The sequence below is a fragment of the Pseudomonas sp. MWU12-2037 genome, assembly GCF_023242345.1.
In the GTDB taxonomy this organism is placed as follows: Bacteria; Pseudomonadota; Gammaproteobacteria; order Pseudomonadales; family Pseudomonadaceae; genus Aquipseudomonas; species Aquipseudomonas gingeri_D.
Window position 1 is genome coordinate 23,713 of sequence record NZ_JALLIZ010000017.1, and the last position, 25,373, is coordinate 49,085.

Sequence of the window (25,373 nt, forward strand, 5' to 3'; positions counted from 1 at the left end):
TGTTGCTTTTATTTCATAATTGGCTAAATAAATACTTATGTAATTTATGCTACATGTCTAGCGGGTTTTTTCATATGCCTGACCTGAAAAGCACCGAAATGGGGTGGAGGTCTTGTTGGGTAAGGCCTGCGTGGGTTTTGCTTATCTGCGAGCGCTATATCACCGATCCGACTTATCGCTTCGTCGAGGCCCATAGCCTGAGCGAGGGCGCGGTTCAAATCTACAACGCCAGCGTTGTAGATTTGAACCGCGACAAGCAACAGATTTGAGGTGATTCTCTGCATCAGCAGCGTCCAGGCCTTGGCGGCTCGGTACAAGGTCACACAACCCAGCCGGGTAGAAAAATCGGGTTCAGGGCCCCCCCAGCAGTACCCCGGTGCAATCATGCTGATTACCCTGATCGTCACCAGTACCCCGGTTTTTTGCATCATGCTGGGGTTTATGCTGCGTTCGGCAACCGTGACTGTCTGGCATCTGTTGTGCGCAGCCCTGGGCATTGGCGCGGCGATGATGCTGCTGCTACCCAGTGCGGCGCTTCCGGAGGGCTCGTCACGGTGTTGGTTGGGCGCAGCCATTGGGGTTCCAGTGAGCTATGCGCTTTACAACCTGTACGTCGCCTGGTCGGTGTTGTTGCTCGATGAGCAGATCACGCAGTGGATGAATGTGAGCATCAGTGCGATTGTTCTGTCGCTATTCTTGTGTCTGGTCGGGGATCGAAGTCAGGCACGAAGGGCATCACTGAGCGAAGCCTGAGCCAATCAGTGGAGTCTTGGTCCTACGCCCACTCGTTTTGCGGTGGGCAACCGAGAACCTGGAAAGCATCGACCTTGCATCGCAATGCGGGCGCCGCAATGTGTCAGTTAGGGCGCCATTACGGCCAAGGCCGGCTCCTACAGGATGTTATCCCGATGTTGATTTTGGGCTGATTTTTTTCGCGGTTCGAATTCAGGCTTCGCTCTATGCAGTGAGGGTAGGAGTCCACTGAGAGCTTGGCGCTGGTACTCGCTGACAGCTGTGAACAGTGCTTCTGCCTCGAGACGCAGCCGCCCAACTTCGTCTGCTGATTGCGTTCCCTGAGCTTCGTGGTACTGCCGCAGCACATCCAGCGCCTGTGTCATCAAGGGTTCACCCTCTTTGATTTTGTCGATCAGGCTCTGGCCAGCGCTGTAATGGTTATCGTTGCTCATCGAACTACTCCATCCCGATTGAGGATCAACGCAGTATAGGCCGTCCCACACGACAACCCTGCACGTCCATCATAAAGCTGAGGCGAAAAAATGCCTTGCCCAAGGTGGCACCTTGCACCTGGTTACACCGAGGGCTACCAAACCCCGTCACTGATGTGCAGTGGCGGCTTGAGGATAGTCATCGACGTTAGCAGCGGAATCTGATGGGTGGTCTACAATTGAGATTCAAAATATCAACTCGCAAGACGCTTTCATCATGATGTAGGGGGTGTTGATATGTCGGTGATTTTGGAGTTGGCACTGTGGCGGTGCGGATAAAATGGATTTGCATGAAGGGGGTGTGAATAGTTCGGCCGCTACCGGCGAGCCGCCTGACGCTATCCATATTGTAATTAAGCTTTATGTCTGCTTGCTGCTCGCAGGGTTTGCGTTTGTTCCGGCTTATCTGATTGGCTACTTGTACGTCTTCCAGGATCCGACCCTTATATTCGAGAACCACACGTTCCATATCATTGCTATCACGGCCGCCACCCTGGAAGGGCTGTTTGTTACTTACGTAACCTGGTGCTGCTATCAGTCATCGGGAGATCCGCTGCTGCGCTGGATGACATTGGGCTTTCTCGGGTTTGTGATGATCTATGCCTTGCATGGGGCGTTCACCGGGCTCGCTCACTCCCATCTCTGGCTCTTCCTGCTTTACGGACCGGCCTCTCGACTGGTCATGGCAATTCTGCTGTTGATCGGCATGCTGTCGTACCATCAACCACCTGACGCCGCTGCCCAACGCACAAAGCTCCGCCCGTGGTTGACCTGGATAGGGCTGTTCCTGCTGGTTGACCTGGCGGTGGCACTCGTTGCGAATTCGCAGGTTGCGGGCCATCCCGCAGTACGCCTCGCGCTGGAAGGTGGGGCCCTGTTTTTTTCCGCCGTGAATGTGGCAGTGCTGCTGTTGCGTCGTTTCCGTTCGCCGCTGATGGTGATTTTTGCCATCTCGGTTACCGCGTTCGCGTTGTCATCTCTTGCGTTCATCCTAGGGCGTCCCTGGAACCATATGTGGTGGCTCGCCCATGCGATCTTCGCTGCTGGATTCTTCCTGTTGAGCTATGGGGTCGCGCAAGCGTTCCTCTCCACTCGGTCGTTCTCGAAGATTTACAGTCAAGGGGAGTTGATGGTGCGTCTTGCCGAGTCAATGGCCTACGCTGAAAATGCCCTGCAGGAGCTCCAGCGCACCAATCGGGAACTCGGCCACCTTGCCGCGACCGATCCACTGACGGGTGCTGACAATCGGCGTCGTTTCATGGAGCGGGTCGATGCCGAAATTGACCGGGCTAAGCGCGGCGACGTTCCGTTCTCGGTGTTGGCGCTCGACCTGGACAACTTCAAGTCCATCAATGACCGCTTTGGGCATCAGGTTGGCGATGACATCCTCAAGAGGTTCGTGCAGGAGTGTCTCGAATCGATCCGGCCGTACGACGGCGTAGCCCGAGTGGGTGGGGAAGAGTTCATGATATTGCTGCCCCAGACTCCACTCGAAGGCGCACACGTAATCGCTGAGCGTCTGCGGAACACCATTGCAACGACTTCTTTCAATATCAGCCAGCAACGGCTGACCACGGTCACAGTGAGCATCGGCGTATCGCAATACGGACGAGACGGGGACTCCATCGAAGACATTCTGCATGTAGCCGATCAACGCCTATACGACGCGAAACACCAAGGTCGTAACTGTGTCGTCACTACCATCAAAACCATCCTGCAGCCTCAGCCCTGATACTACTGCACCATCGAAACGGTGCCGGTTATCGGTACATTTCACGGGGAGGGCGAACAGGCTGTGTTCGACGAGATCGTCAGGCTTGAGGCTACCGACCCAGGTATCGCTTTTTGGGGGCTTCCAGCGCCGGCTGACTCCGATCTGCAAACTGAAGATTGCCCATTGCTCGTTCTACAATATCTCTCTGGAATGGATAACGGCTCGGAATCTTCAAGACCTGAGTCGACGGCGACACTTGTGATGGGCTGAAATCGGTGGAGGCTCGAGAAAATACTTAACGTCATGTCCGAGATTCGTTGATCACTACAGCGTCGGCCGTTTGGGGCAGACTGGGACACCCCTTATGTGCAGGATCGTTGTTGGCGGGACGATATGCCAAGCGCGGCGAATCGACTCTAAAACTTACACCAGCTCTTTAACCATAGGAACACAAGCCAGTTGAAGCCCGGAGGGCGAATGGTAAATCGCAGGGGCATCACCAACGAAACCGCATCGCCGGTAAAACTCTGCAGCGTTCAAAGTCGCGTCCAGGTTGACTTTCTCCAGCCCCAAGTCGCGAGCCAGGTGTTCAAGGTGGTCCAGGACCTTCATGCCGATGCCCTGCTGCATAAAGCTTGGGAGTACAAAGATCGCGCCGATTTCACTTTTCTCCAGATCAAGCATGCCTGTCGCCACGGGGGTACCCCGAATACATCCCAGATAGAAGTGCTTTTCCATCAGTTCGCTATACCCATTCTCAGGCGATCCTGCTGTCCAGGCCAGTATCTGCTCTGTGGTATAGGCGCCGACGCATTGGTGCCGTATCGCTAGAAGGCGAATGTCGAATGCTGTTTGGGAGTCGCTTTGCGTTGCTCGTCTAATCGTGAACATGTTTATTCTCCGTTAGCCAGAGGCGGACGGAAAACTAAAAAGCCCCGTCCATTTTCTGGCGGGGCCTTGGGGTAATTACGTCATGTTTTAAGCGCGCATAACCTCATTGCCCGCCAGAAGCGGTCATCAAGGTGCACATCATGTTCATGCCGGGTGTATGGATCATAGTCAGATGGTCTTCTGGATGATCGGATTTGTCAATCTTGGGGCGGAGTCAAGGTTCAGCCCTGAGCGCAATAGCGGTCATGACCACCTGTTTGCATTCGATCGGACCAGCATTGCTTCGTGGCCATGGTCGGTAGAGAGCGACTCGAACGGACTTGTCCTCCAACGCCACATCAACGGTCGATGCGTTATTATCGTCTTTCGACATCAGCCAAGGAGGCACCCATGAGCATTCGTGGTAAAGACCGACAGATCGACAACATTGAGTTCAATGTCGGCGACATCGCCCGTAGCAAAGCCTTCTACGGCGAGGCGTTCGGCTGGACATTCGTCGATTACGGCCCTGCCTATACAGAATTCAGTGATGGTCGCCTTACGGGGGGCTTCACTACGGGAGAGCCCGTTCGGCCCGGCGGCCCTTTGATCATTTTGTACTCGGATGATCTCGATGGGGCGCAGCAGCGGCTCAAAGCCTTGGGGGCTGTTATTTCCCGCGAAACCTTTTCGTTCCCTGGTGGAAGCAGGTTCCACTTCATTGATCCAGATGGCTATGAGCTGGCGGTTTGGACCGCTCAGCCGTAGGTCCCGGCCTCTCTTGAATGGGCTGGGTCCGTTTTCAATCAGCGCCAACAGCTCACGCCATCTCGGAGGAGCGTGCCAGTGCTTGCGTGTCGATATATTCGCGGATGTTTGTCACTTTGCCATTGCGAACAGTCATGGCGAAGACAAAATGGTCCTCGAACGTCCTGTTCGTGGCCTTAACTTTCCCCATGGCGAACCCGACCATCAGAACCCGGTCCCCCTGCGCTACAAATTCGGGGGGCTCCGGGAATGAAGTCTCCATTTCGCAAGCCTTCTGAAGTAAATCCGCCAATCCCTGGTGCCCGCGGTGCGTGCCGGCCAGCGGCCAGTCCTGGCCCGGAATGATCCACTCGATATCTTCGGCAGACAACGCCAGAAGACCGGGCCTATCGCCGCGGCCCATGGCTGCAAAAAAACTCTTTACAGTCTGGACATTCCCTTGTGTGCTCATCGAAATCTCTCCATTTCCTTTACCAGGGATCGTGTCCGATCACATCGGACACGTTGTGGACCTGCTGGTGAGGACGGGGTGTCGGTGATTCAGCCGATATCGACTTTCATGGCGATGTCCCAGCTGCCGGCGCCGTTTTTGGCCAGGCCGATCATCATCAGGCCGAGCGCCTCGAGCGTCTGGGCCATCTGCAGGCCGCCAACATCCAACGGACGCAGCCCGAGACTCTCGAGAAACGTCGAGACCCGCGCCTTGGCGTGCGCATCGTCCGCCGCGATGAACGCGTCGAGGCGTTCACCCTTGGCAAGTACGTGGCCGAAGAGGGTATTGAACGCCTTGACGACATGCGCGCTGGCGGGGGCGCCCTTGGCGATCTCCTGCGCACCGGAACTGCCGTGGGGGGTAACGAGGCCCGAGAGATCGGGAGCGACCGGGTTGGTGATATCGATGATCACCTTACCGTCGAGCGATTTCCCAAAGTCGGCCAGTACCGCCACCGCGCTGGGGTACGGCACGGCGAGAATGACGATGTCGCCCGCCGGAGTGGCGCCGTAAGTCCCTGTGATCGCTCCGGAGGCGAGCTTGTCGGCAAGCGCCTGCGCCTTGGCGGGATCGCGGCTGAATACCTCGACGGTGTGTCCGGCCTTGGCAATACGGCCGGCGACCGCCGTGGCCATGCCTCCCGAACCGATGATGCTGATAGTGCTCATGTGCAGTCTCCGTTCTGAAATCAGGTATTTTTCGTCTTTTCTGGACGGGTTACGCCGTCGCGGCTTGGCCACCCGCCGGGCGCAGTGCGGCCCGGCGCAGTGCGGCCCGGCGGTGTGCCGTCACCTCATCAGACGGCCGGGAAGTAATGACCGTTATCAAGATCGGCGAAGAGTCCGGGCTGGGTCGGTTCCCAACCCAGAACCTGGCGCGTGATGGCGTTCGATGTCGGGGTGTCCAGCGTGACCAGATTCGCCAGGAACCCGAAGTAGCCAGGCAGCATCAGCACGTCCGCGGGAATAGGCACGGCGGGCAGATTCAATCGGCTGGCAATGGCTTCGGCGATCTGGCGGTATGGGATGGCCACTTCGGCGATTGCATGCCAGCTTCTGCCCGCGGCGCCTTTCTCCAGCGCCAGGCGAAACACGCTGGCGAGGTCACGGGCGTGCACGGCCCCCCAACGGTTGGCACCGTCTCCGGGGTAGCCGACGACACCCTTTTCCTTGGCCAGCCCGATCAACAGCGGAAGGAAGCCGGCGTTATCGGTGGAGCTGTGCATGATCTCAGGGATCCGCACGATTGAAGACCGTATGCCCTTTTCGGCGAGACCGATCACCGTGGTTTCCACGATGTTCCGAACCCGCAGGGTATTCTTGTACGGATCGCCGCCGGGAAGGGGCGGATCCTCCTCGGTGGCCGCCCGGCCCAGGCCCTCCCAGCCGGGCGAGCCGACGCTTCCAGACACGACCAACGGCTTTCCGCTTCCGGCCAGTGCTTGGCCATAGGCGAGCATGATCTCAAGCTCCGCGGCCGCAACGGCGTTGATTCCGCCGGTTGGAATCAGGTCCTGCCGGTGCGCGAGGTGGATGACTCCGTCCGAGGCTGCGGCCGCCTCCTTGAGCCCGTCGAGATCCTCGAGATGGCCGCGATGTACCTTGGCGCCGAGCGCAGCCGCCTGCGCGGCGGCCTTGTCGGACCGAGCCAGGGCCGTGACCTCGTGGCCGGCGGCGATAAGATCGGAGATGATGTACGGACCGGAATGCCCGGTGCCGCCAGTGACAAAAACGCGCATATGCGTGCTCCTCGTGGGTGATGGGGTGCGAGAAAAGGTGTCAGGGGACTGTGCCGGGCGCATTGGCGATCCAGCGCCCCGCCGTCAGCTCAAGTCAGTCGGTGGAAAGTAATGGCCGTTGTCCAGGTCCTCGATCAGACCGGGCTGAACGGGGTCCCAGCCAAGAGCCTGGCGGGTGATGGCGTTCGACGCGGGGAGGTCCAGCGTGGCCACTGCCGCCAGGAACCCAAAGTAGCCCGGCAGCATCAGCTCGTCCGCGGGGATGCTCACGGCGGGTATTCCCAGGCGAGCGGCTATAGCCTCGGCGATCTCGCGGAACGGGATTCCCTCGTCGCCGATCGCGTGCCAGGTTTTGCCTGCGGCCCCTTTCTCGAGCGCCAGGCGGAACAGAGAGGCTAGATCGCGGACGTGCACGGCGGGCCAGCGGTTCTTGCCGTCTCCCGGATAGCCGGCGAAACCCTTTGTTTTCGCGAGCGTGATCAGCTGCAGGCGACCGGTCGCACTGTGTAAGAGCGTGGGAATCCGCACGACCGACGATCTGACACCTCGCTCGGCGAGGCCCACGACGGCGGTTTCCACGATATTGCGTGTCAACAGAGTGCCTGAGTCGTTCGGGCCGCTGGGTAGAGCGGGATCCTCTTCGGTCGCCGGGCGGCCCAGACTGACCGGTGCGCCGATAGGCGCCGCCCTGCCCACATTCATGGGCGTGCCGATACTGCCTGCAACGACCAGTGGCTTATTCGTGCCCGCCAGCGCCTCGCCGAACGCGAGGACGGTCGCGAGTTCCGATTCGGCCAAGGCGGCGATCCCGCCGGACGAAAGCAGTTCGGCCCTGTATCCGAGGTGAATGACGCCGTCGGACTCAACCGCCGCCGCCTTGAGCCCTTTGAGGTCGGCAAGATCTCCACGACGCACCTTGGCGCCGAGCGCTGCCGCCGCTGCCGCGGACGCGTCTGACCTCGCCAGAGCGACGACCTCATGGCCGGCTGCGATGAGGTCAGGGATGACGTACGAACCGACGTGGCCGGTGCCGCCAGTGACGAAAACGAGCATGTTATTGGCCCTTCTGAGCAGTGTGATACGAAACGCGCTGGTGCGACTGCGTTCAACTTAGAAGCCATGCTGGTCGTCTCGCTTGCAAAAAGCAAGTGAATTGTAGGAATTTACTTGCTCCATGCAAGCGATGTTAAGGTCCGGTCATGAAAAAAACCTCGATTTCTCGAGATTAAGGAGTGAACCAGAGGGCAAGAAAAAACGAGGTCAGAAACCTCGCGACCGGCAGCAACGGGTCGATTCTGTTGAAAAAGTCGACCCTGAACGGTCACATCGTCAATGTCCGTTCAGGGTCGAAGGCTCTGCCTGCTCCGCTATTGCAGCGGAACATACACATCTGTTTGCCATTGATCCTGCGGTGTCTCGGGATAGATGCTCAGGTAATTGAAGAACAGCGGCTGGTCACGCAGTTCCTCTCCACTGGCAGGAAGCCAATCGCGGTAAATCGGATAGATCGTTTCGCCGATGTGATCCGGTGACCCCACGTGTCGCACCACGACGCAGCGACCGCCAGGAATGACGATCTCGTGCACGCCGAACTCATTCGGTGCCACGGCCTCGTGAATCTCGCCGCAGATTGCGAAGCGGAATGCTTCTGGTGGAGTCGTATCGGGGTTGTTATAGGGAATGCCAAAGTTGCGACTCGATGCCACCGGCGACTGTCCGCTCTGCCTACGCCACTCGATGAACCTGCGCACGCTCTCATTGACGAGCCCGGGTGGTCCGCAGTGCTCGAGCGCGGCTACCTTGACCTCAGGGAAATCTACGATTCGTATTTGCATGACAATAATCCTGGAAAAGTGAGGGATGGCGAACACCGCATTCCAGACCTGCCAGTTCGGTTCCTTCCTGAACGCACTCGGCGTCGTACCGAATGCCCGTCTGAACGCCCGGCAAAATGCCTCGGGACTTTCAAAGCCGGCACCGAGTGCGGCGTCCAGTACCGAGTGATCAGCGAGGGCGGCCAGGCGATGTGCCGCACGTCGTAGTCGCATCAGTTGCACATAACGTGAGACGGGCACGCCAACGAACGCGGTGAATTGTCGATGGAAGTGAAACGCCGAAAAGTTCGCCACATGGCTCAACGTCTTCACCGACAGGTCACCTTCGAGATTGGCATCAATGTAGGCGAGTACGGCGTTGAAGCGCTTTGTGTAAGCGAAATGGGTCGGCATGTCGGGCACTGGGAAAAGCTCCTGGAAGTACGGTCGGCAATAGAATCGACTATAGCGGCGCGGACGTGCCTAGCCGCGCTTGCTCAAGACCCATTTTGGATGGGCCAATGCGATCTCTTCCAAGGCGTTCCTCTATCGTTTGAGCCACTGTTATCAGCTGACACCTACTACTGAAGAACCCAATACCCAGGCGGGCCGGCGGTGCTCGGCAGCGTGCATTGCCAGGTAGGCTTTGAGGTTTTCGTCACCGATCCCCAAGGTGTATAAGATTCCAGCCATGAAACTGACCGGAGCGGTACCCGGCGCCGTAATTACGCGCTTATCGGCGATCGCATAGGGGACATCCTGATAGTAAGCCGCTCCACCGTAATTCAGTTTCGACAGGTTCTCTGCCGAGTTGGAGGTGTGGCGCAGGTTATCGAGCACGCCCGATTGTGCTAACACACGGGTACCGTCGCAAATGCCGGCGAGGATGATGTTTCTTTCATGGGCCGCGATAACCAGGTCCGTGATATTCGGGGCCTGATCGGTCTGCCAAACGGTACCCCCACAGATGATCAGCAGGTCGAGCTCATCGAGCTGTATGGCTTCGATCGCCAGGTGTGGGGTGACGATCATCCCACCAGAGGAGGTGACTTGGGTGCCCCCTGAAGTCGCGAAGCGTGTATCGAAGCCGTAGTAGCCACGACCGGTGGAGTTGATCAGGGCTGTTTCCCAATCCGAGAAATTCTCGGTGAGAATAGTAATGGCACGTGTCATTAGAGTGTCCTTCTCTGACGGCATTGATAAATATCTGAGGGGGCCTTTTCCTCGGGGGCCAAAGGGTAACAAACACGATCGTCAGTTTTTGTCAGTAGCGCTTGGGGCGTGCGTAGGGATGGTGTCAACTTCATACCGCGCTGGGTTTTGAGAAGCGCTTTACGACGGCTCGGGGGAGCAGTTGCAACAACTGGCCGCTGTCGAGCAAGGGCTTGGCGATGAACGAGGGCAGATCGCCGATACCGAGGCCGGCCAGCACCGCCCTCGCTGACTACGTCCAGCAGGCGGTCGTCGAGAATGACATGACATCGGCATATGCATGCTCGCCTGGTCAGGCTGTTCCAGTCTGTCGGCGAGCGGCGCCAATACCCAGCGGGTGGTTCGGCTGAAAAAAGCATGGAACACCTCTCCCTCGGTCAAATGGGATCAGCCTGTAAGGGTTGCATCGGAGCCGACAAGGCACATGAGTCAAAGGCTGTCGCCCCCGGCAGGGCTTGCCAGGCCGACGGGCCGGCGGCGATTTCCTGAGTACTCAACAGGCAGTTGTCGAGCTCACGCTGCAACACCTCGGTATCCAGATCCTGGCCGATAAAGACCAACTCCTGTCGGCAATCGCCGACAATGCTGTCCCACTTGGCCATGATGCTCTGCAACCGATATTCATCCCGCGGCCATTGCGACTGCTCGATGAAATTCCACCAGCGCCCGACATAGTCCCACTGGAACTGCCTGCCGCTTTGCACCAGCAGGCCGGTTTCCAGGTGCCGACTGGCGAGCCAGAAGTAACCTTTGCTGCGCAGCAGGTGCCCGTTGCGCCAGGGCCGCTCGAGAAAATCGAGCAAGCGCTGTGGGTGAAACGGGGCGCGCTCGCGGTACACCCAGGACGTCACGCCATAGGTGTCCGACTCGGAGGCCGGTGTGTCGTCGGCCTCCATTTTCTTCATCCAGCCCGGTGACGCCGCGAGGCTGGGTAAATCAAACAGGTGGGTACCGAGGATGCCTGATAACTCAAGGTTACCGTGGGCCATCGGCATGATCCGCGCGGTCGGGTTAAGGCCGGTAAGAATCGCATGCACGGCCTGGTAACCAGGCTCATCGATCAGGTCCAGTTTGTTGACGAGAATGATGTTGGCGTACTCCACTTGCTCGATCAGCAGATCTGCCAGATGGCGCTTGGGCGTGTCCTCATGTGCGTCGTCGCGGGCCACGATGTCCGGCGACTCGAGCAACGCCTGAAAACGGCTGCCATCGACCACCGTCACCAAGGTATCGAGCCGTGCCAGCTCGCTGAGGCTGAAGCCCTCTGCGTCAAGGAACGCAAACGTCTCCGCAACCGGCATCGGCTCAGAGATCCCCGTGGATTCAATAAGCAGGTAATCGAAACGCTGCTGACGTGCCAGGGTACTGATCTGCTCGAGCAAATCGGCGCGCAGCGTGCAGCAGATACAGCCATTGCTCATCTCGATCAACTCATCGCGACCGCGGTGCAGTGACACGTCGCGCCTCACCGCTTCGGCATCGATGTTGACGTCGCTCATGTCATTGACGATGACTGCCACTCTCAGGCCTTCGCGATTGCGCAGGATATGGTTGAGCAGGGTGGTTTTGCCGGCGCCGAGGAAGCCAGAAAGCACGGTCACCGGCAGTCGGCCCGCCTGGGCGCCGTCTATCATGCGTTCACCGCTTGTTTGCTGGCGGCCTTATCCAGGTAGCTTTCGAACAGGTCGACCACCACAAACCCCTCATCGGCCGCATCGCCCCACAGATCTTTCACGCGGAACTCGACGTGGTAGGTCGGCTGATGCGCCGCACTCGTATCGCCATGGCCAATCGCGTCCGGGAACGGCCACTTTTCGGAGGTGCGGTGCAGGACCACGCCTTCCTTGCCGCGCACGTAGGCCGGCATGCGGATATGCCCGGCCACATACTCGTCTCGCACGACAACCCGGTCGCCCACCTCAAAGGGCGCTCGGCCGGTGATCGCCGGACGACCTTCAGCATGCGCGGGGTTCGCCAGCTTGAAGTGCGAACCCAAGGCCTGATCGAGCTCCGCTTGAGTGATGACGCCCGTTTCAACCAGCAGGGTGGCGGTGGCGATGACGTAGCGTTCGTAGTACTGGGTGCCGACATGCTGGCGAACATCCAGGCGTTCGACGGCGTGACGCACTTCGTCCACGCTGAACTTCTTCAAGTGATCGGCACCGATAAACATCAAGCTGTAGGCCAGGTGTTCCCAGTCCTGTTTGAACACCTGTTTGTAGCTCAGGCTATTGATGGAGTGAGGGACTTTTCCAAAGCCTTGGAAACCGCCGAGATCGTGAAAGCCATCCATAATAAAAACTCCGGGAGTTGAACGATGATGCGTTGTTTTTCTCAGTCAACGCGGGGCAGGGCGACACCAATCAGCACGTCTTTCGTCACCAGCTTCTGCAGCTGCTCTTCACTCATGTGCTCGGAGCCTTCAGGCCTTACCGGCAACACCAGGTAGCGGCTTTCGGCGCTGGTGTCCCAGACCTTGACCACCACGTCGCTCGGCAACTCCGTCCCCAGCTCGCGCAGGACCGTGCGCCCCTCCCGGACCAGCCGCGCACGAAATTCAAAGCCCTTGTACCACTCAGGTGGCAGGCCGAGGACAGGCCAGTTGGTGCAGGAGCACAGGCTGCAGACAATGACGTTCTTGACCCCCGGCGTATCTTCCAGGGCGACGATGTACTCGCCCTGGGGGCCGGTATAGCCGAACTGGGCACAGGCGGCCGTGCCGTCCTTGAGCAACAGCGCCCGGAACTGCGGATCGACCCAGGCCTTGGCGACCACACGAGCGCCGTTCTCCGGGCTCCAGCCGTGCTCCATCAATTGCGTGAGTTGCTCGACGTAGCCCTCTGGGATGAGTGCCTTGCTCTTGAGGACTTGAAACAATGCCCATGCCCGCTCACCGGGCGTTGAAGTGGTCGCAGTTGTGGAAGTAGATGGACTCATTGGGTATCTCCTATCAGTCAACGCGGTTGTGGAGTGATTGAAACGTGCCGGTCTTTCTTATTTTCTTCAGGTAAGAGACTCAGAGCGTGCGCCAGTCCACCGCGGCTTCAAACGCCGCCGCGGCCTGGTAGATCGTGCCTTCGGCATAGTGCCTGGCGACCAGCATCAGCCCGACGGGCAGGCCGTCCACCAGACCGCACGGAATCGACATGGCGGGATGCCCGGTGATGTCCTGCGCAGCGGTATTGCCGATCATTTCCAGCGCGCGCATCACATACTCAGTGATCGAGCAATCCGCTGCCGGGTGGGGTTGGGCCGTGATGGGCGTGGTCGGCATCACCAGCAGGTCATAGGTCTGCAGTGCCTTGTCATAGCCTTGCCGGGCAAAGCGTGCGAGGTTTTGGGCCTTGGCGTAATAACGGCCGTTGTAGTGCGTCAGGCCGTATTGGCCGACGAACATGCACAGTTTGAGCGACGCGGATAATTGGTCAGCCTGCTCGCGCCAGCCGGCTTGTTTGTCCAGCAGGCCGACGTCGTAAAGTCCTTTCCAGTTAAAGCCCGCGCCGTTGCCATGCATCATCTGCATGGTCAAACCTTCGCAGCCAATGGGGTGCCACAACGACCCCGCCAGGTTGTGTTCGGGAATGGACACCGGCTCGACATGCGCGCCCAACGCCTCGAGACGGGCGATGGCTTCGCGCACCTTGTCTGCCACGCGGGGATCCTGGTTGGCCAGCGCGAACCCCTCCTGCAGCACGCCGATTCTGAGCCCGCCCAGCCCCCGTGCCAGGTAGCTGCAATAGTCATCGACCTGCGGCGCCGCCTGGCGTGGGTCGAGTCCATCCGAACCGGCCAGGGCCTGCAGCATCAGTGCGTTGTCGCGCACGTTGGCGGTAATGGGACCGACATGATCGATCGTGGCTTCAATCGCCATGATGCCGGTGTAGGGCACCAAGCCATGGGTCGGCTTCATGCCGTAGGTACCGCAGAACGACGATGGGATTCGTATGGATCCGCCTTGATCACCGCCCACGGCGATGTCCACCTCGCCGGCGGCGACCAATGCCGCACTGCCCGACGAAGAGCCGCCCGCGGCATAACCCTGGCGATGTGGGTTGTGCACTGGGGCAGGATCAGAGGTGTGGCTGCCCCCCGAAAGGCAGTAGTGCTCGCAGGTAGCTTTACCGAGGATGATTGCGCCGGCATCGAGCAAACGCGTGACCACGGTGGCATCAAACCCCGGTACAAAGCCTTCCAAAGGCGCAGCGCCGTTCATCATCGGGACGCAGGCCAAGGCGATGTTGTCTTTGAGCGCCACGGTTTTGCCGGCCAGCAGGCCCTCACGGGCGCCGTTCACTTCAGTCCGGTAGTACCAGGCGTTCAGCGGGTTTTCCTTGTCCGAGGGGCGATAGCCTGAACTGCGGTCGTAGCGAATGGGGGGAACGAAATCGCACAGTTCGTCGACCAGGTCGTATGCATCGAAACTCGGTTGCATCAGATCCAGGTAGGACGCGGCCTGCTCGGGCGTCAGTTGCATGTTCAACTGACTCGCGATGGCTAAAAGCTGATCAAGCGTGGGACGAATAATGGCCATGGTTTTCCTGTCTTCTTATCAATTCAATCCGGTGGCAATGGGGCCCAAATTAGGCATCTATCGCCGTCTGCGCATGGTTGAGCAGGACACTCACTTGGTTGAAAAGGACATCGGGATTCAGAAGACTTTCAAGACGCGCAGATTCAGACGTGCACCTTCCTTGAAGCCTTGCTCTACCTCGATGTCCTTGCCGAGTTGAGCCTGGAGTTGCAGCGTTGGATCGACAAAGTGAGTGACGGTAAAACGTGCGTAGGACGTCGAGACACCGTCGTGCTGGTCAACGCCGTCCACGGTGGTCGCGGCCCCGGTGACGTAGCCCCCGCCGAATGCGAACGTGGTGCTGGGCGACCAGTTGTAGCGCACGGCGGCCTGGTATTCGTACCGGGTGTTTTCTTCGAGTTTCGCGCTTGTGGCGCCGTAGTCATTATTGGTCGATACCCAGGACACGTCCGCGACGGTGTCCAATGCCCATTGCGCGGAAAAGTGATGGATGTAGGCCGCTTGTAACGTCGCCCGCCAACGGTTCTCGCCCAGGTTCAAGGCATCATTTTTGTTGTAGCTGCCGATCGGGATGTACAGATAGGGGGCGAGGGCGAACACATCTTTGTTCGCGGTGGGTAATGTCCACTTGAGAGGCGCGGTGAGAATCGGGTCGCCCACGCCATGGGTGTCGCCCAGCGCCCCGGCATCGCCCGAGGCGTTCATGTAGCCGAACGGCAGCAATATCTGCGGTTCCCATGAAAGGTTCTCGCAAAGGCCCATGGCGTGGATGTAACGCAGGATGCCCACATCTGAGCTGAGCTTGGCGTTATCGGAGGTTCTATGGCCGTCTTGATAAAGGTCAGACCGTTGCGCGTGTTGGTAGTAGAACAACATGGCATTGGCCCCGGCGGGCAGCGGCTCGAAATCCCCGGGCGCTACTTCAAGGGCCTGGCTTTTGACAAATGGCAACATTCCCAGCACAAGCACTATTCGACTCAATTTCATGATCAAATTCCTGGCAAAAAGTGGCCCCTACCCCATGCGCTAGAGATGAGGGACCAAAAAGTGATGGTGTGAATCCAGGGGCAGACAGGGACAAGGAGCATCCTCATCCAAGCCGCATTTGTCGGTGTTGAGTGTCAGGCCGGCGCGGCAACGGCATCCCGCAGCATTCCGGTGTGCGGATGGCAGTTGATGTACTCGAAGATCTGGCTCTTGGCGTCCGACACCGACACTTCGTGGTACAGCCGTAACTTTTTCAAACCCGCGGCCACGCGGAAGAACGTCACGAAAATACGCAGGTGGGTAGGATGGGATTCGGCCCAGCGTTCGAGTTTCTCCACCGAGCGCCAGTGGCCGATGTTGTAGCTGACGTCGAGAAAGTTGCCGTCCAGGTCGATATTGCGCACGAACCGGTTGCTGTAGCAGCCCAACGGTTGGCCATTGTCACGAAGGAAGTCCATGCCGTCCTGCAAGGTCGGCAAAATTTCGTCCAGGTACAGCGAGCGTTCGTCCGCCTCGGCATCCGCCCAGTCCTGGCCTGAACGAATCAGCGTGAGGTTGTCATGCCCCAGGACCACGACCCGTCCGCCCCGGGCAGGGTCACCCACGATCACTTGCAGCTCGCTCGTAGGCTTCATCCAGTCGGTCTGGGAGATCGGGAAGCGGTCGCGCATCGATCCCCAGTAACCGTGCTCTTCGATCTCGTCACTGGTCGCATCCATGACCGCGCCGACACCGGGAAGATTGTCCCGGAAGGCGTACAACGTCTCGAACTGCTCGGCGCGCGGTGCGGTGATTTCGCGGAAATAGCCAAGACCATCATTGAGGCGATCCGGCGAAGCCCACCAGTCGTTTACCTCAGGCGAGCGTAACCAGCGACAGTGGGCGGCAGGGTCTTTCCAGTACCCGACCACAATCAAATTATCAAAGCCGCTGTTGTCGGTGTGGTGGGTCAAATCATGGATCTGCGGGCCATCGGCCAGGCTGAAACTGCCGACGATGTGACGCATGGCCTGCAGCGCGGCGTCGCGCTGTGCCTCGCCTCGATACTGCACACCAAGGTAAGCCATCACCACTTGTTGCAACTGCTCGTCGGCGCGTGCAACCCACATCGGAAAGGGCGGCTGGTACTCTTCAGGCACGCGGCGAGACAGGGTGCGTGGGCATTTGAGATGTGTGTCGATTGCAGATTCCATCTTGAACTCCTCGTTATTTTCGTTCAGGCCTACGGGTGGGCGTCAGCGCGTCAGCGGCTGGTCGCGCTTGGCGATCTGTCGTCGGTACAGCAGCCTCATGGCTCCCCATTCAATCAACCAATAAGCCGACTCTTCAGGCACAAGGTCGCGCCTTTGCAGAAACCAGGAGCAATCAGCCAATCGTTGTGAAGACGGTCGATGCATGGCGTGCCTCATCAGGGGGATATGAGCTGCTGTGAGGTGGAAATTAGGCTGGACGGTGAGGGGGCGCTTGGTTCGTCGGGACAACCGTTTGGTTGGAAAAGACAGCGCTGGGCTGACGGTCCACCCATGACCGGCGTTGGTGCGCCGGTGCCGAAGTTCGCGTTTTGTGCCTCTAAATGGGGATGGCTAGGGCGTCAAAAGCCTTGCCGACGTGGAGACAACCTCGATGAAAACCCGCCGTTGCCTCCTCAAGGATGCCCGTGAGTACGCTTGGCCTATTAATTGCTCTCGGTGACAAACCCGTTACACCTTCTCGAGTTCTTACCGCATCGCTGTACCGAGGTCCGTGCTATGAACCCAAGCACTCAGTATTCGACCCTTGCCGTTCCTGCACCACGTCGCTTTGATTATTGGAAAGAAGTGGTCTGCCGTCATTGCCTGGCGGCCGATAGCAAACCCTTGTCCCAGAGCAATTTCGACGGCGCGCTTGCCGTCAATACCGTAGGCGATCTGGACCTCTGTTCGCTGTCATCGCCACTGCATTACTGGGAACGTTCCGAGCGGCACCTGCGCAGCGGTCCGGCCGAAGATTTATGGTTGGGTTTCGCTCTAAATGGCCATGGCCAGATTGAGCAAGGCGCGAGAAAAGCCAGTCTGGCGGCTGGGAATCTGTTTCTTTATGACGCAACTCAGGCGTTTCGCTTCAGCTTCGGTGGTACCGAAAACCACCTGGTCCGTATTCCGCGAGCCTTGCTCACCGAGCGGCTACCGCGTATCGCGGAATACACCGCGATGGTCCTCGACGACCGGCGCCCCGGCGTAATTCCCTTGCGTGAGATGCTGCGTCAGGCCGCAAGCACGCCGGTGTCGTTGCAGGATGAGCACATCGCCAAGCGTTATTCAGCGGCATTGATCGACCTGCTTGTGATCAGCCTGGAACTCCAGGACCTCAACACCACCCACCAAGAGCTGGACCTCTACGGTCGCATCATGAAGTACATCCAACGGCATTTGACCGAGCCGGACCTGTCGATTGAGGTCATCGCCCAGGCCCACAATGTATCCACCCGAACCGTTACGCGGGCGTTCGCGCGCTACCAGAAAACCCCCGTTGCGGAAATTTGGAAAGAGCGCCTGAACGCCAGCCGTGAAGCGATTGAACGCGGCCAGGTACGCAGCGTGTCCCAGGCGGCGCTGGACTTCGGGTTTTCTGATTTCTCCCATTTCAGCCATGCGTTTCGCAAAGCGTTTGGTGTGGCGCCGAATACGCTTTTGCGCCGGAATTGACGTTGCCAGGTTTATCAAGTCGACGTGAAGATGGGCGCTTCGTCAGGCTTAATGAGTCAGTGCTTAAGCCGGCAACGGTGCGGCAGTTTAGGCTGCACTGGAAGTGAGTGTCCGGTTTGGAAAGAAACTCATCATGACCCTGTGCCTTGCCTGGGCGAACGCACGCCTTGTGGTTCAGACCGGAAGGCGGAATTGCTTACGTAAGGTCCTGTCGAAGAATCCTGCGGGGGCAAAGCGGCGCAACAAACTGATTTGTTGTGCTGTCTTCCCGGCAGTGTAGCGATGGTGAGGGCGGACATCGGTCGCCGCTTTCACGACTACCGCCGCCACGACTTCTGGACGGTCGGCTTTCGGCATCACCTCGCCTAGCAATGCCCTGAACCCGGCTCGAGCCTGATCGTACTCCTTCAACTGCGAGTCCGGCTCAATGCCGTTTTGATCGAAGACGGTACGCACGAATGCGGGCTCGATGACCGAGACGCGAATATCGAAGGCACGTACCTCGTGATCGAGGGATTCCGAATAACCTTCCAGAGCATGCTTGACCGCCGAATAATGGGCAGAGTAGGGCGCGGGTACCAACCCTAGAATCGATCCGATATTGATGATGCGGCCTTGGCTATGTTCCCGCATCGACGGTAATACCGCATTGGTCATCCGGATGACGCCAAACAAATTGACATCGAACAATGCCTGCACCTGCGAGATCGAGAACTCCTCTGCACCACCAAGCAGACCTACACCCGCATTATTGACCAAAAGGTCGATCCGCCCGGTCTGAGCGAGCACAGTAGAAACGAGAGCATTGACAGAGTCATCGTCTGTCACATCGCAAGTGAGCATGGACACCTGCGTTGGACTGGCACTCGCCTTCCGACTCGTGCCAAATACCCTATACCCTGCACGCACCAGAGCCTCAGCAGTAGCTTGACCAATACCGGATGATGCACCGGTCACTATCGCGGTTCTTTCGGAAGATGTTTTCATTTGATACTCCAGTGTGTCCGTGAGTCGCTATCGGCGATAGCCCACTCGCATACGTCTGACCCTCGTCCTGAGCTTCAGTGATCGAGTGCCAGTTGTCGTCATATGAGTTTGATGACCACCTTGCCTTTGGCTCTGCCTCGTTCCACATAACTCAAGGCCTCAGCCGTTGACTCGAAAGGGACGGTTCGGTCGATCACAGGTTTGATAACTCCGGACTCGACAAGCGCCGTGATTTTCTCTAATTGAGCGCCGCTCGCGCGCATGAACACGAACGCATATCTGACGTTCTTTTGGCGGGCTTTTCTGCGTATGCCGCTGCTCAACAGACGCATTACCCAACCCAGTCCCCAGAACAGCTTTTGTTCTTTTGCGAACGCTGCCGTCGGTGGCCCGGAGATGGAGATAAGCTGGCCACCAGGCTTGAGAATGCTCAGTGATTTTTCCAGCTCGACAGGACCGAGGCTGTTCAATACAACGTCGTAATCGCGCAAAACGTCTTCGAAGTTTTGCTGCTTGTAGTCGATGACGACGTCTGCTCCCAACGCCTTGACCCAATCCACGTTACGGGTGCTGGTCGTCGTCGCAACGAAGGCGCCCAGGTGTTTTGCAAGCTGGATGGCAACTGTGCCGACTCCACCGGAACCCGCGTGGATAAAGACTTTTTGCCCCTTCTTCAATTGTGCTGTTTCAACCAGCACCTGCCAGGCAGTCAGCGCAACCAAGGGCAGGGAAGCCGCTTCTTCCATGGTGGTATTTTTGGGTTTCAGTGCGAGGGCACTTTCCTCAACCGCGATCAGCTCGGCAAAGCCTCCGATACGCGCCTGGGGCGGGCGGGCATAGACCTCATCACCGGGCTTGAAGTGGCGCACGCCTGGCCCCACGCGAACGACGACGCCGGCTAAGTCGTTACCCATGATCAGCGGGAATTTGTACGGCAGGATCAGTTTGAATTCACCTTTGCTGATCTTCAAATCCAGCAGGTTGACGCTGCTGGCATGCACCTCGACCAGGACGTCGTTGATTCCCGGTTCTGGTTGCGGTACCTCGGCAATACGTCCATGGCTCTTGCCGTAACGGTCGATCAGAAAGGCTTTCATGATTCAGTTCTCATGGTTTCAATGGGATGGCAACATGCGCACCCCAGCGTGCCGCTATAAGACGAGCCGAAGGTGTTCAGGCATCCGAAAATGCCGGAATAGATGCTCTTGAATGGATGTCGAAAAGCGATTCAGTCTCTCTGACTGTTCAGCCCTGCGCGGAGCTGGATTCGGCAAGTGTCGGGTAGTCGATATAGCCCGCTGCGCCGCCGCCATACAGAGTCGTCGGGTCGAATGTGGATAAGGTGGCGCTGCTCTTGAGCCGCTCTACCAAATCGGGGTTGCCAATAAACGGACGTCCGAAGGCGATCAGATCAGCCTTGTCATCTTTGAGTTGGGATGCCGCTAGATTCAGGTCATAGCCGTTGTTGGCAATGTAGGTATTTTTGAAGCGCCGGCGTAGGGAGCCAAAATCAAAAGGGGCGATGTTGCGCGGCCCGCCAGTTGCACCTTCAACCACATGCAGGTAAACCAGGCCCAAGGCATCGAGCTGATCGACGACGTAATCAAACTGCTGCTGCGGATCACTGCTTGAAACGCCGTTGGCAGGTGACACGGGAGAAATTCGGATGCCTGTTCGATCAGCACCGATCTCGTCCACCACTGCGGCAGTGACTTCGAGCAGCAAGCGCGCACGGTTTTCAACCGAGCCACCGTAGGCATCAGTGCGAACGTTGGAGCCGTCCTTGAGGAATTGATCCAGTAAATAGCCGTTTGCGCCGTGGATCTCTACGCCGTCAAATCCTGCAGCGATGGCGTTTTTCGCTGCTTGGCGAAAGTCATTGACGATCCCAGGCAACTCTTCGATATCCAGGGCTCGGGGGGCTGAGACATCTGCGAAGCTGTTGTTGACGAATACCTTCGTCGCGGCTTGCAGGGCAGAAGGCGCTACCGGGGCAGCACCGTTTTTCTGAAGGTCGACGTGGGATACGCGCCCGACATGCCACAGCTGCAAGAAAATGCGTCCGCCTTTGGCATGAACTGCGTCGGTGACTTTTCGCCAGCCCTCTATCTGCGCCTCTGTATAGATACCGGGCGTATCTTGATAGCCCTGACCTTGCTGCGAGATCTGGGATGCCTCGGAAATCAGCAGGCCTGCCGACGCTCTTTGACTGTAATAGGTTGCAGCGTGCTCACTCGGAACAAACCCTGTCCCCGCGCGGTTTCGCGTCAGTGGCGCCATTACAATTCTATTGGAAAGCGTCAGTGAGCCCAGTGTGTAGGGTTCAAACAAGCTTTTGTCGTTCATATCGATTCCATACACGTTGATCAGAGAGGGCGATCTGCGCCGCACAGCTGCAGGGACGTGCGGCTGTGATTTTATGATGTCGATCATGCTCAAAGATGTCAACAGTTTTGATTATGAACGACATCATAGTATATTCGGGTAATTGTTCAGGAGAGGCAGGGGCTCGAAATGAAGATCACCAAGACGCAATCACTTGCCAACCGGGCTCATATCGTGGACACAGCGTCAGAGCTGTTTCGTGAGCGTGGCTACGATGGTGTGGGGGTGGCGGAGCTCATGGCGACTGCCGGTTTTACCCAGGGAGGCTTCTACAAACATTTCGGCTCCAAGGCCGACTTGATGGCCGAAGCGGCTGAAAACAGCCTTTCAAAATCCCTCTCGAGCACCAGCGATCTCGACGTGGCGGGATTTGTAAATCTGTACGTGTCGAGGGATCACAGAGATGGCAGGGGAGCGGGTTGTACTATGGCCGCCCTGTGTGGTGACGCCGCCCGTCAGTCAGATGATTTGAAGGCGACCTTTGCCAATGGCGTTGAAAACACGCTTGCAGCACTCGAGGAAAAGTACACAGCGGGTCTGGATGCGAAGAAGCAAGAGGTTCGAGCGAAAATGATCGACCTGCTAGCCCATGCAATCGGTGCTGTCATGCTGTCACGGGCGTGTCCGGATGACTCCTCTCTCGCGGATGAAATACTGGAAACTTGCCGTGCTGAGATAATGGCATCACTGCCACCGAGTCAAAAAAGCAGCCTCTAGAGCACCATCGGCGATGATGATTTCACTGGTGCCAGCTTTTTTCCAAGGCCAGGCCCAGTGTCGGAGCCGTCAGTGCATCATCAGCTTCGAGACACAGATCAAGGCTCACTTTGAACCCTCCTTTGTCAGCCTATAACGCCCATTCTCCGAATGAAATGGTGAGTTATTCGACGACTACACCTAACCGATAATGAGAATTAGTTTTAACTGCGAATGGTTTGCTATAGCATGTTTGGGTGTTGTTGGCGTTTTTACCCTCTGCATTGACCTATTCGTAAAGGTTTTCCTCTCCATGCGTCAAACCCTGCTTTCCATTTGTGTGCTGCAAGCGTTGTCGTCTTCCTCATGGGCTGAACAAACGGATGTAACCCCCTCAACCCTTGAGCTGGACGCAACCGATGTCATCGGTACCGCGAATTACGAAAGGGCGGACGGCCCGGTGCAGGGTTATCGGGCAACACGCTCGGCCAGCGCCACGCGTACTGATACGTCTATCCATGAAACGCCACAATCGATCAGTGTGGTGTCGAAAGAGGCAGTCGAGGATCTCGGGGCTACCCGTTTGCAAGATGCGCTGGATTACGCCGGGGGTGTTGGGCGGGCGAACAATTTCGGCGGGCAGGGCCTGACCACGTTTACAGTTCGCGGCTTCACCACGGGCGAGTTTTATCGCAACGGTTTTCCGATCAATCGCGGCTACCCGAATATGCCGGATGCCAACACTATCGAGCGACTCGAAGTGCTGCGCGGCCCGGCAACCATGCTCTACGGTCGTGGTGATCCTGGCGGGACGTTCAACGTGGTTTCCAAGCAGCCGCTGGCCGAGCGCACCGTCACCCTGGGCAGTCAATTGAACGATCAGGGCATGAAGCGCGGCACGCTGGACGCTTCCGGCCCGCTCGACGAAGAGGGCCGCCTCGCTTATCGACTGAACTTGGTGGGCGAGGGCGGCGACACCTTCCGCGATCACGTCGAGACAGAGCGCTACGGCATCGCGCCGGTACTGACGTGGCAGGCGACTGACGCGACCAAGCTGATTTTCGAAGGCGATTTCATGCGTAACAACGCGCCGCTGGATCGCGGCGTTACACGTTACGCCAGGCAGATTGGCATCGCCTCTCGCGACAGCTTTTTTGGCGAAAAAGACGTTGGCAAATTGCATAACGACAACAACATGGCGCAACTGCGTTTCGAGCACATGCTCAACGACGACTGGACGCTGGGCGGCGGCTTCCAGTGGCTCGATGGTTCGCTCAAGGGCAACGCGATCGAGGCCAACGGTATTGCCGCTGACGGCCGCACCCTGGGACGCAACTTCAACTATCGCAAGCTGGAATGGACCGACAAGGACACCCAGCTCAATCTGACTGGCCATTTCGACATCGGTGGTTTGCAGCACACCTTGCTCACCGGTATCGAGTACGAAGAGTACGACTACAAGTCGGTCATTAAACGCTCCAGTGGTGCGGTCGATGCGTACCCGATCGACATCTTCGATCCGGTGTACGGCCAGCCGCGTCCCGCACTGACTCGTACGCCGACCCACGACAAGGAAAACCTCAAGACTTATGCCGCGTTCGTGCAGGATCAGGTGGCATTGACCGACAAACTGAAAGTACTGGCAGGCGCTCGTTTCGAACGCTTCGAACATGACTACGAAACCTACGTGCCGGGCGGCAAGAATTGGCAGGCCAGTGACAACGCGGTGACCCCGCGTATCGGCTTGACCTACGATTTGACCGAGACTTTAGCGGTATACGCCGACACCGCGCGCTCATTCAAGCCCAACACTGGCGCAAGCCGTCTCGGCGGTGGGTTTGCGCCGGAGAAGGGCACGTCTCACGAAATGGGGATCAAGTGGGAAGCACTGGATCGGCAGTTGAGTGTCGATGCGGCGATCTATCAGATCGAGAAACGTAACGTATTGACCACCGATCCTGTTGATTCGACCTTCAGCGTTGCTGCCGGTGAAGTGCGCAGCCGCGGTTTCGACGTCAACGTCGCCGGCAACATCACCCCCGAATGGCGCTTGATCGGCAGCTACGCCTATGTCGATGCCGTGGTGACCAAAGATAACGTGCTGCGCTCTGGCACGCGTCTGCTGAACATCCCGAAAAACAGCTTCAGCCTGCTCAATATGTATGAGTTCCAGGACGGTACTCTCAAGGGGCTAGGCCTGGGCACCGGCCTCAAGTACGTCGACGCGCGCGCAGGCCAAACCGCCAACACCGCGTTTTCGATGGGTAGTTACACCGTCGTCGACTTGCTCAGCTTCTACAAGATCAATGACCAGGTGCGGCTCAATCTCGACGTGAAAAACCTGTTTGATCGCGACTACGAAGAAGGCGCGTTCGGCAACGTTTATGCCTATCCGGGTGCGCCACGAACCGTGCAAGTCGGCATTTCCTATACGTTGTAGTGCTCTTTGCCATTGCTTCCCCGATCTGATCCGGTGACCCCACGTGTCGTATTACGACACAGCGACCGGCAGGCATGACGATCTCCTGCACGCCGAACTCATTCGGCGCCACGGCCTCGTGAATCTGCGACCTTGGGTGTTTAGCTAGCGCTACTCCTTAGATAAAAAACGTTCGGTGATCATTGCCACCGCCTGCGCCGGAGAGGTCAGGGCGGTGTCTATATTAAACGGAGCGGTATCCCAAGCCTCATATTCATGATCCAGTACAGACTGCCAGGTTGGTGGGGTCAGTCCAGGAATATCAATTTTTCTGGTTTCTACCCGGCGCTGATGTTCATGTCTATCGGAGCAGATCACTTGGATGTTCACTAATGGAGCACCAGCGCGTGTGGCGATATCGCTCCACGCCCTTCGGCTTTCGATCACTGGGTTAACACAGTCAACTATGACCGTGCTGCCAAAACGAAGATTGCTCAGAGCAAGCTCATTGGCGACCATGTAACCGCTCCGTCCTACATCTTGTGCAAGAGCACCAGAGTCGCGAATAGCCTGCTCAATCGTATCGATCCGCAGATACACAGCACTTGTTCTGGTGGCAAGGTCACTTGCGATAGTCGTTTTTCCGGTACCTGGAAGGCCGCTGAAGACAATGAGCATTCTATGTCCTTGGGTGAGTGGGTTACCCAGCATAGCTGGCTGCCCGTTATGCGGCAGCAACGGGTCGATTTCACTGGCCCGTCGCGCCGCCAGTCAGCGGCTTTTCAAGTCACGTCTTATGGAGGCTTACGTCATGCAAACTGCAATTTTCGTTCTCCTCACCTAACGTCC

Annotated in this window: 25 protein-coding genes and 1 pseudogene; 7 read left to right on the forward strand and 19 right to left on the reverse strand. The window is 57.9% G+C overall.

Annotated elements, in window-relative coordinates; genetic code table 11:
- The first annotated feature begins 74 nt into the window (after positions 1-74).
- Positions 75-269: a hypothetical protein gene (locus M5B42_RS24730; RefSeq protein WP_248747284.1), complete on the forward strand. Its 195-nt coding sequence runs from the start codon at positions 75-77 to the stop codon at positions 267-269.
- A gap of 115 nt (positions 270-384) precedes the next feature.
- Positions 385-753 carry a hypothetical protein gene (locus M5B42_RS24735; RefSeq protein WP_248747285.1) on the forward strand — a complete coding sequence of 123 codons (369 nt, stop codon included), beginning with the start codon at positions 385-387 and terminating at the stop codon, positions 751-753.
- A 137-nt stretch (positions 754-890) separates the two neighbouring features.
- Here the strand turns inward: M5B42_RS24735 and M5B42_RS24740 are convergent, their stop codons facing one another.
- Positions 891-1,187: a hypothetical protein gene (locus M5B42_RS24740; RefSeq protein WP_248747286.1), complete on the reverse strand. Its 297-nt coding sequence runs from the start codon at positions 1,185-1,187 to the stop codon at positions 891-893.
- Between the two features lie 340 nt (positions 1,188-1,527).
- Here M5B42_RS24740 and M5B42_RS24745 point away from each other — a divergent pair, with 340 nt between their 5' ends.
- The gene (locus tag M5B42_RS24745) at positions 1,528-2,958 is read left to right on the forward strand and encodes a diguanylate cyclase (RefSeq protein WP_349292788.1); all 1,431 of its coding nucleotides are present in this window, start codon (positions 1,528-1,530) and stop codon (positions 2,956-2,958) included.
- 405 nt (positions 2,959-3,363) lie between these two features.
- On the opposite strand, the gene M5B42_RS24750 is transcribed toward M5B42_RS24745, so the two are convergent.
- Positions 3,364-3,831 (reverse strand): GNAT family N-acetyltransferase, encoded by a 468-nt coding sequence (locus M5B42_RS24750; RefSeq protein WP_103497514.1) that lies wholly within the window; start codon positions 3,829-3,831, stop codon positions 3,364-3,366.
- 390 nt (positions 3,832-4,221) lie between these two features.
- On the opposite strand from M5B42_RS24750, the gene M5B42_RS24755 reads away from it, so the two are divergent.
- On the forward strand, positions 4,222-4,578 hold the full coding sequence (locus tag M5B42_RS24755) for a VOC family protein (protein WP_103497513.1): 357 nt from the start codon (positions 4,222-4,224) through the stop codon (positions 4,576-4,578).
- Between the two features lie 52 nt (positions 4,579-4,630).
- Here the strand turns inward: M5B42_RS24755 and M5B42_RS24760 are convergent, their stop codons facing one another.
- The 12 genes from M5B42_RS24760 to M5B42_RS24815 all read right to left on the reverse strand — a co-directional run bounded on the left by M5B42_RS24760 (position 4,631) and on the right by M5B42_RS24815 (position 16,546).
- Positions 4,631-5,029, reverse strand: a complete 399-nt coding sequence (locus tag M5B42_RS24760) for a nuclear transport factor 2 family protein (protein ID WP_248747288.1) — start codon at positions 5,027-5,029, stop codon at positions 4,631-4,633.
- Positions 5,030-5,118: 89 nt separating this feature from the next.
- Positions 5,119-5,739, reverse strand: a complete 621-nt coding sequence (locus M5B42_RS24765) for an NAD(P)-binding domain-containing protein (RefSeq protein ID WP_103497511.1) — start codon at positions 5,737-5,739, stop codon at positions 5,119-5,121.
- A gap of 128 nt (positions 5,740-5,867) precedes the next feature.
- On the reverse strand, positions 5,868-6,809 hold the full coding sequence (locus M5B42_RS24770; RefSeq protein ID WP_152742322.1) for an SDR family oxidoreductase: 942 nt from the start codon (positions 6,807-6,809) through the stop codon (positions 5,868-5,870).
- Positions 6,810-6,893: 84 nt separating this feature from the next.
- Positions 6,894-7,862 (reverse strand): SDR family oxidoreductase, encoded by a 969-nt coding sequence (locus M5B42_RS24775; RefSeq protein WP_103497509.1) that lies wholly within the window; start codon positions 7,860-7,862, stop codon positions 6,894-6,896.
- A gap of 314 nt (positions 7,863-8,176) precedes the next feature.
- Positions 8,177-9,046, reverse strand: a complete 870-nt coding sequence (locus M5B42_RS24780) for an AraC family transcriptional regulator (RefSeq protein ID WP_248747289.1) — start codon at positions 9,044-9,046, stop codon at positions 8,177-8,179.
- 144 nt (positions 9,047-9,190) lie between these two features.
- Positions 9,191-9,796 (reverse strand): DJ-1/PfpI family protein, encoded by a 606-nt coding sequence (locus M5B42_RS24785; protein ID WP_248747290.1) that lies wholly within the window; start codon positions 9,794-9,796, stop codon positions 9,191-9,193.
- 416 nt (positions 9,797-10,212) lie between these two features.
- Positions 10,213-11,469 (reverse strand): GTP-binding protein, encoded by a 1,257-nt coding sequence (locus M5B42_RS24790; protein WP_248747291.1) that lies wholly within the window; start codon positions 11,467-11,469, stop codon positions 10,213-10,215.
- Positions 11,466-12,128, reverse strand: a complete 663-nt coding sequence (gene nthB, locus M5B42_RS24795) for a nitrile hydratase subunit beta (RefSeq protein ID WP_103497505.1) — start codon at positions 12,126-12,128, stop codon at positions 11,466-11,468. Before nthB ends, M5B42_RS24790 begins: the two co-directional genes overlap by 4 nt.
- Before the next feature lie 41 nt (positions 12,129-12,169).
- Entirely contained in the window at positions 12,170-12,772 is a 603-nt protein-coding gene (nthA, locus tag M5B42_RS24800; protein WP_248747292.1) for a nitrile hydratase subunit alpha, read from the reverse strand.
- A gap of 79 nt (positions 12,773-12,851) precedes the next feature.
- On the reverse strand, positions 12,852-14,366 hold the full coding sequence (locus M5B42_RS24805; RefSeq protein ID WP_248747293.1) for an amidase: 1,515 nt from the start codon (positions 14,364-14,366) through the stop codon (positions 12,852-12,854).
- Between the two features lie 117 nt (positions 14,367-14,483).
- Entirely contained in the window at positions 14,484-15,353 is an 870-nt protein-coding gene (locus M5B42_RS24810) for a transporter (RefSeq protein WP_248747294.1), read from the reverse strand.
- A 134-nt stretch (positions 15,354-15,487) separates the two neighbouring features.
- Positions 15,488-16,546 (reverse strand): phenylacetaldoxime dehydratase family protein, encoded by a 1,059-nt coding sequence (locus tag M5B42_RS24815; RefSeq protein ID WP_248747295.1) that lies wholly within the window; start codon positions 16,544-16,546, stop codon positions 15,488-15,490.
- Between the two features lie 555 nt (positions 16,547-17,101).
- Between M5B42_RS24815 and M5B42_RS24820 the strand changes: the two genes are divergently transcribed.
- Positions 17,102-18,037, forward strand: a complete 936-nt coding sequence (locus M5B42_RS24820; RefSeq protein ID WP_103497500.1) for a helix-turn-helix domain-containing protein — start codon at positions 17,102-17,104, stop codon at positions 18,035-18,037.
- Positions 18,038-18,211: 174 nt separating this feature from the next.
- Here M5B42_RS24820 and M5B42_RS24825 read toward each other — a convergent pair whose 3' ends face one another.
- From M5B42_RS24825 to M5B42_RS24835, 3 genes are all read right to left on the reverse strand, one after another.
- Positions 18,212-19,024 carry an oxidoreductase gene (locus M5B42_RS24825; RefSeq protein WP_248747296.1) on the reverse strand — a complete coding sequence of 271 codons (813 nt, stop codon included), beginning with the start codon at positions 19,022-19,024 and terminating at the stop codon, positions 18,212-18,214.
- Between the two features lie 98 nt (positions 19,025-19,122).
- Positions 19,123-20,121 carry an NADP-dependent oxidoreductase gene (locus M5B42_RS24830; protein WP_103497498.1) on the reverse strand — a complete coding sequence of 333 codons (999 nt, stop codon included), beginning with the start codon at positions 20,119-20,121 and terminating at the stop codon, positions 19,123-19,125.
- A 148-nt stretch (positions 20,122-20,269) separates the two neighbouring features.
- Positions 20,270-21,370 (reverse strand): alkene reductase, encoded by a 1,101-nt coding sequence (locus M5B42_RS24835; RefSeq protein WP_248747297.1) that lies wholly within the window; start codon positions 21,368-21,370, stop codon positions 20,270-20,272.
- A 168-nt stretch (positions 21,371-21,538) separates the two neighbouring features.
- Between M5B42_RS24835 and M5B42_RS24840 the strand changes: the two genes are divergently transcribed.
- A complete protein-coding gene (locus tag M5B42_RS24840; RefSeq protein ID WP_103497496.1) occupies positions 21,539-22,126 on the forward strand; it encodes a TetR/AcrR family transcriptional regulator in 588 nt (195 codons plus the stop codon).
- A gap of 292 nt (positions 22,127-22,418) precedes the next feature.
- Positions 22,419-24,545, forward strand: coding sequence for a TonB-dependent siderophore receptor (locus tag M5B42_RS24845; RefSeq protein WP_248747298.1), 2,127 nt, complete (start codon positions 22,419-22,421; stop codon positions 24,543-24,545).
- Positions 24,546-24,555: 10 nt separating this feature from the next.
- Here the strand turns inward: M5B42_RS24845 and M5B42_RS24850 are convergent.
- Both M5B42_RS24850 and M5B42_RS24855 read right to left on the reverse strand, forming a co-directional pair.
- Positions 24,556-24,672 (reverse strand): annotated as a pseudogene (locus M5B42_RS24850) (AraC family transcriptional regulator); the annotation flags it as partial.
- Between the two features lie 23 nt (positions 24,673-24,695).
- Entirely contained in the window at positions 24,696-25,202 is a 507-nt protein-coding gene (locus tag M5B42_RS24855) for an AAA family ATPase (protein WP_248747299.1), read from the reverse strand.
- Positions 25,203-25,373: the final 171 nt, after the last annotated feature.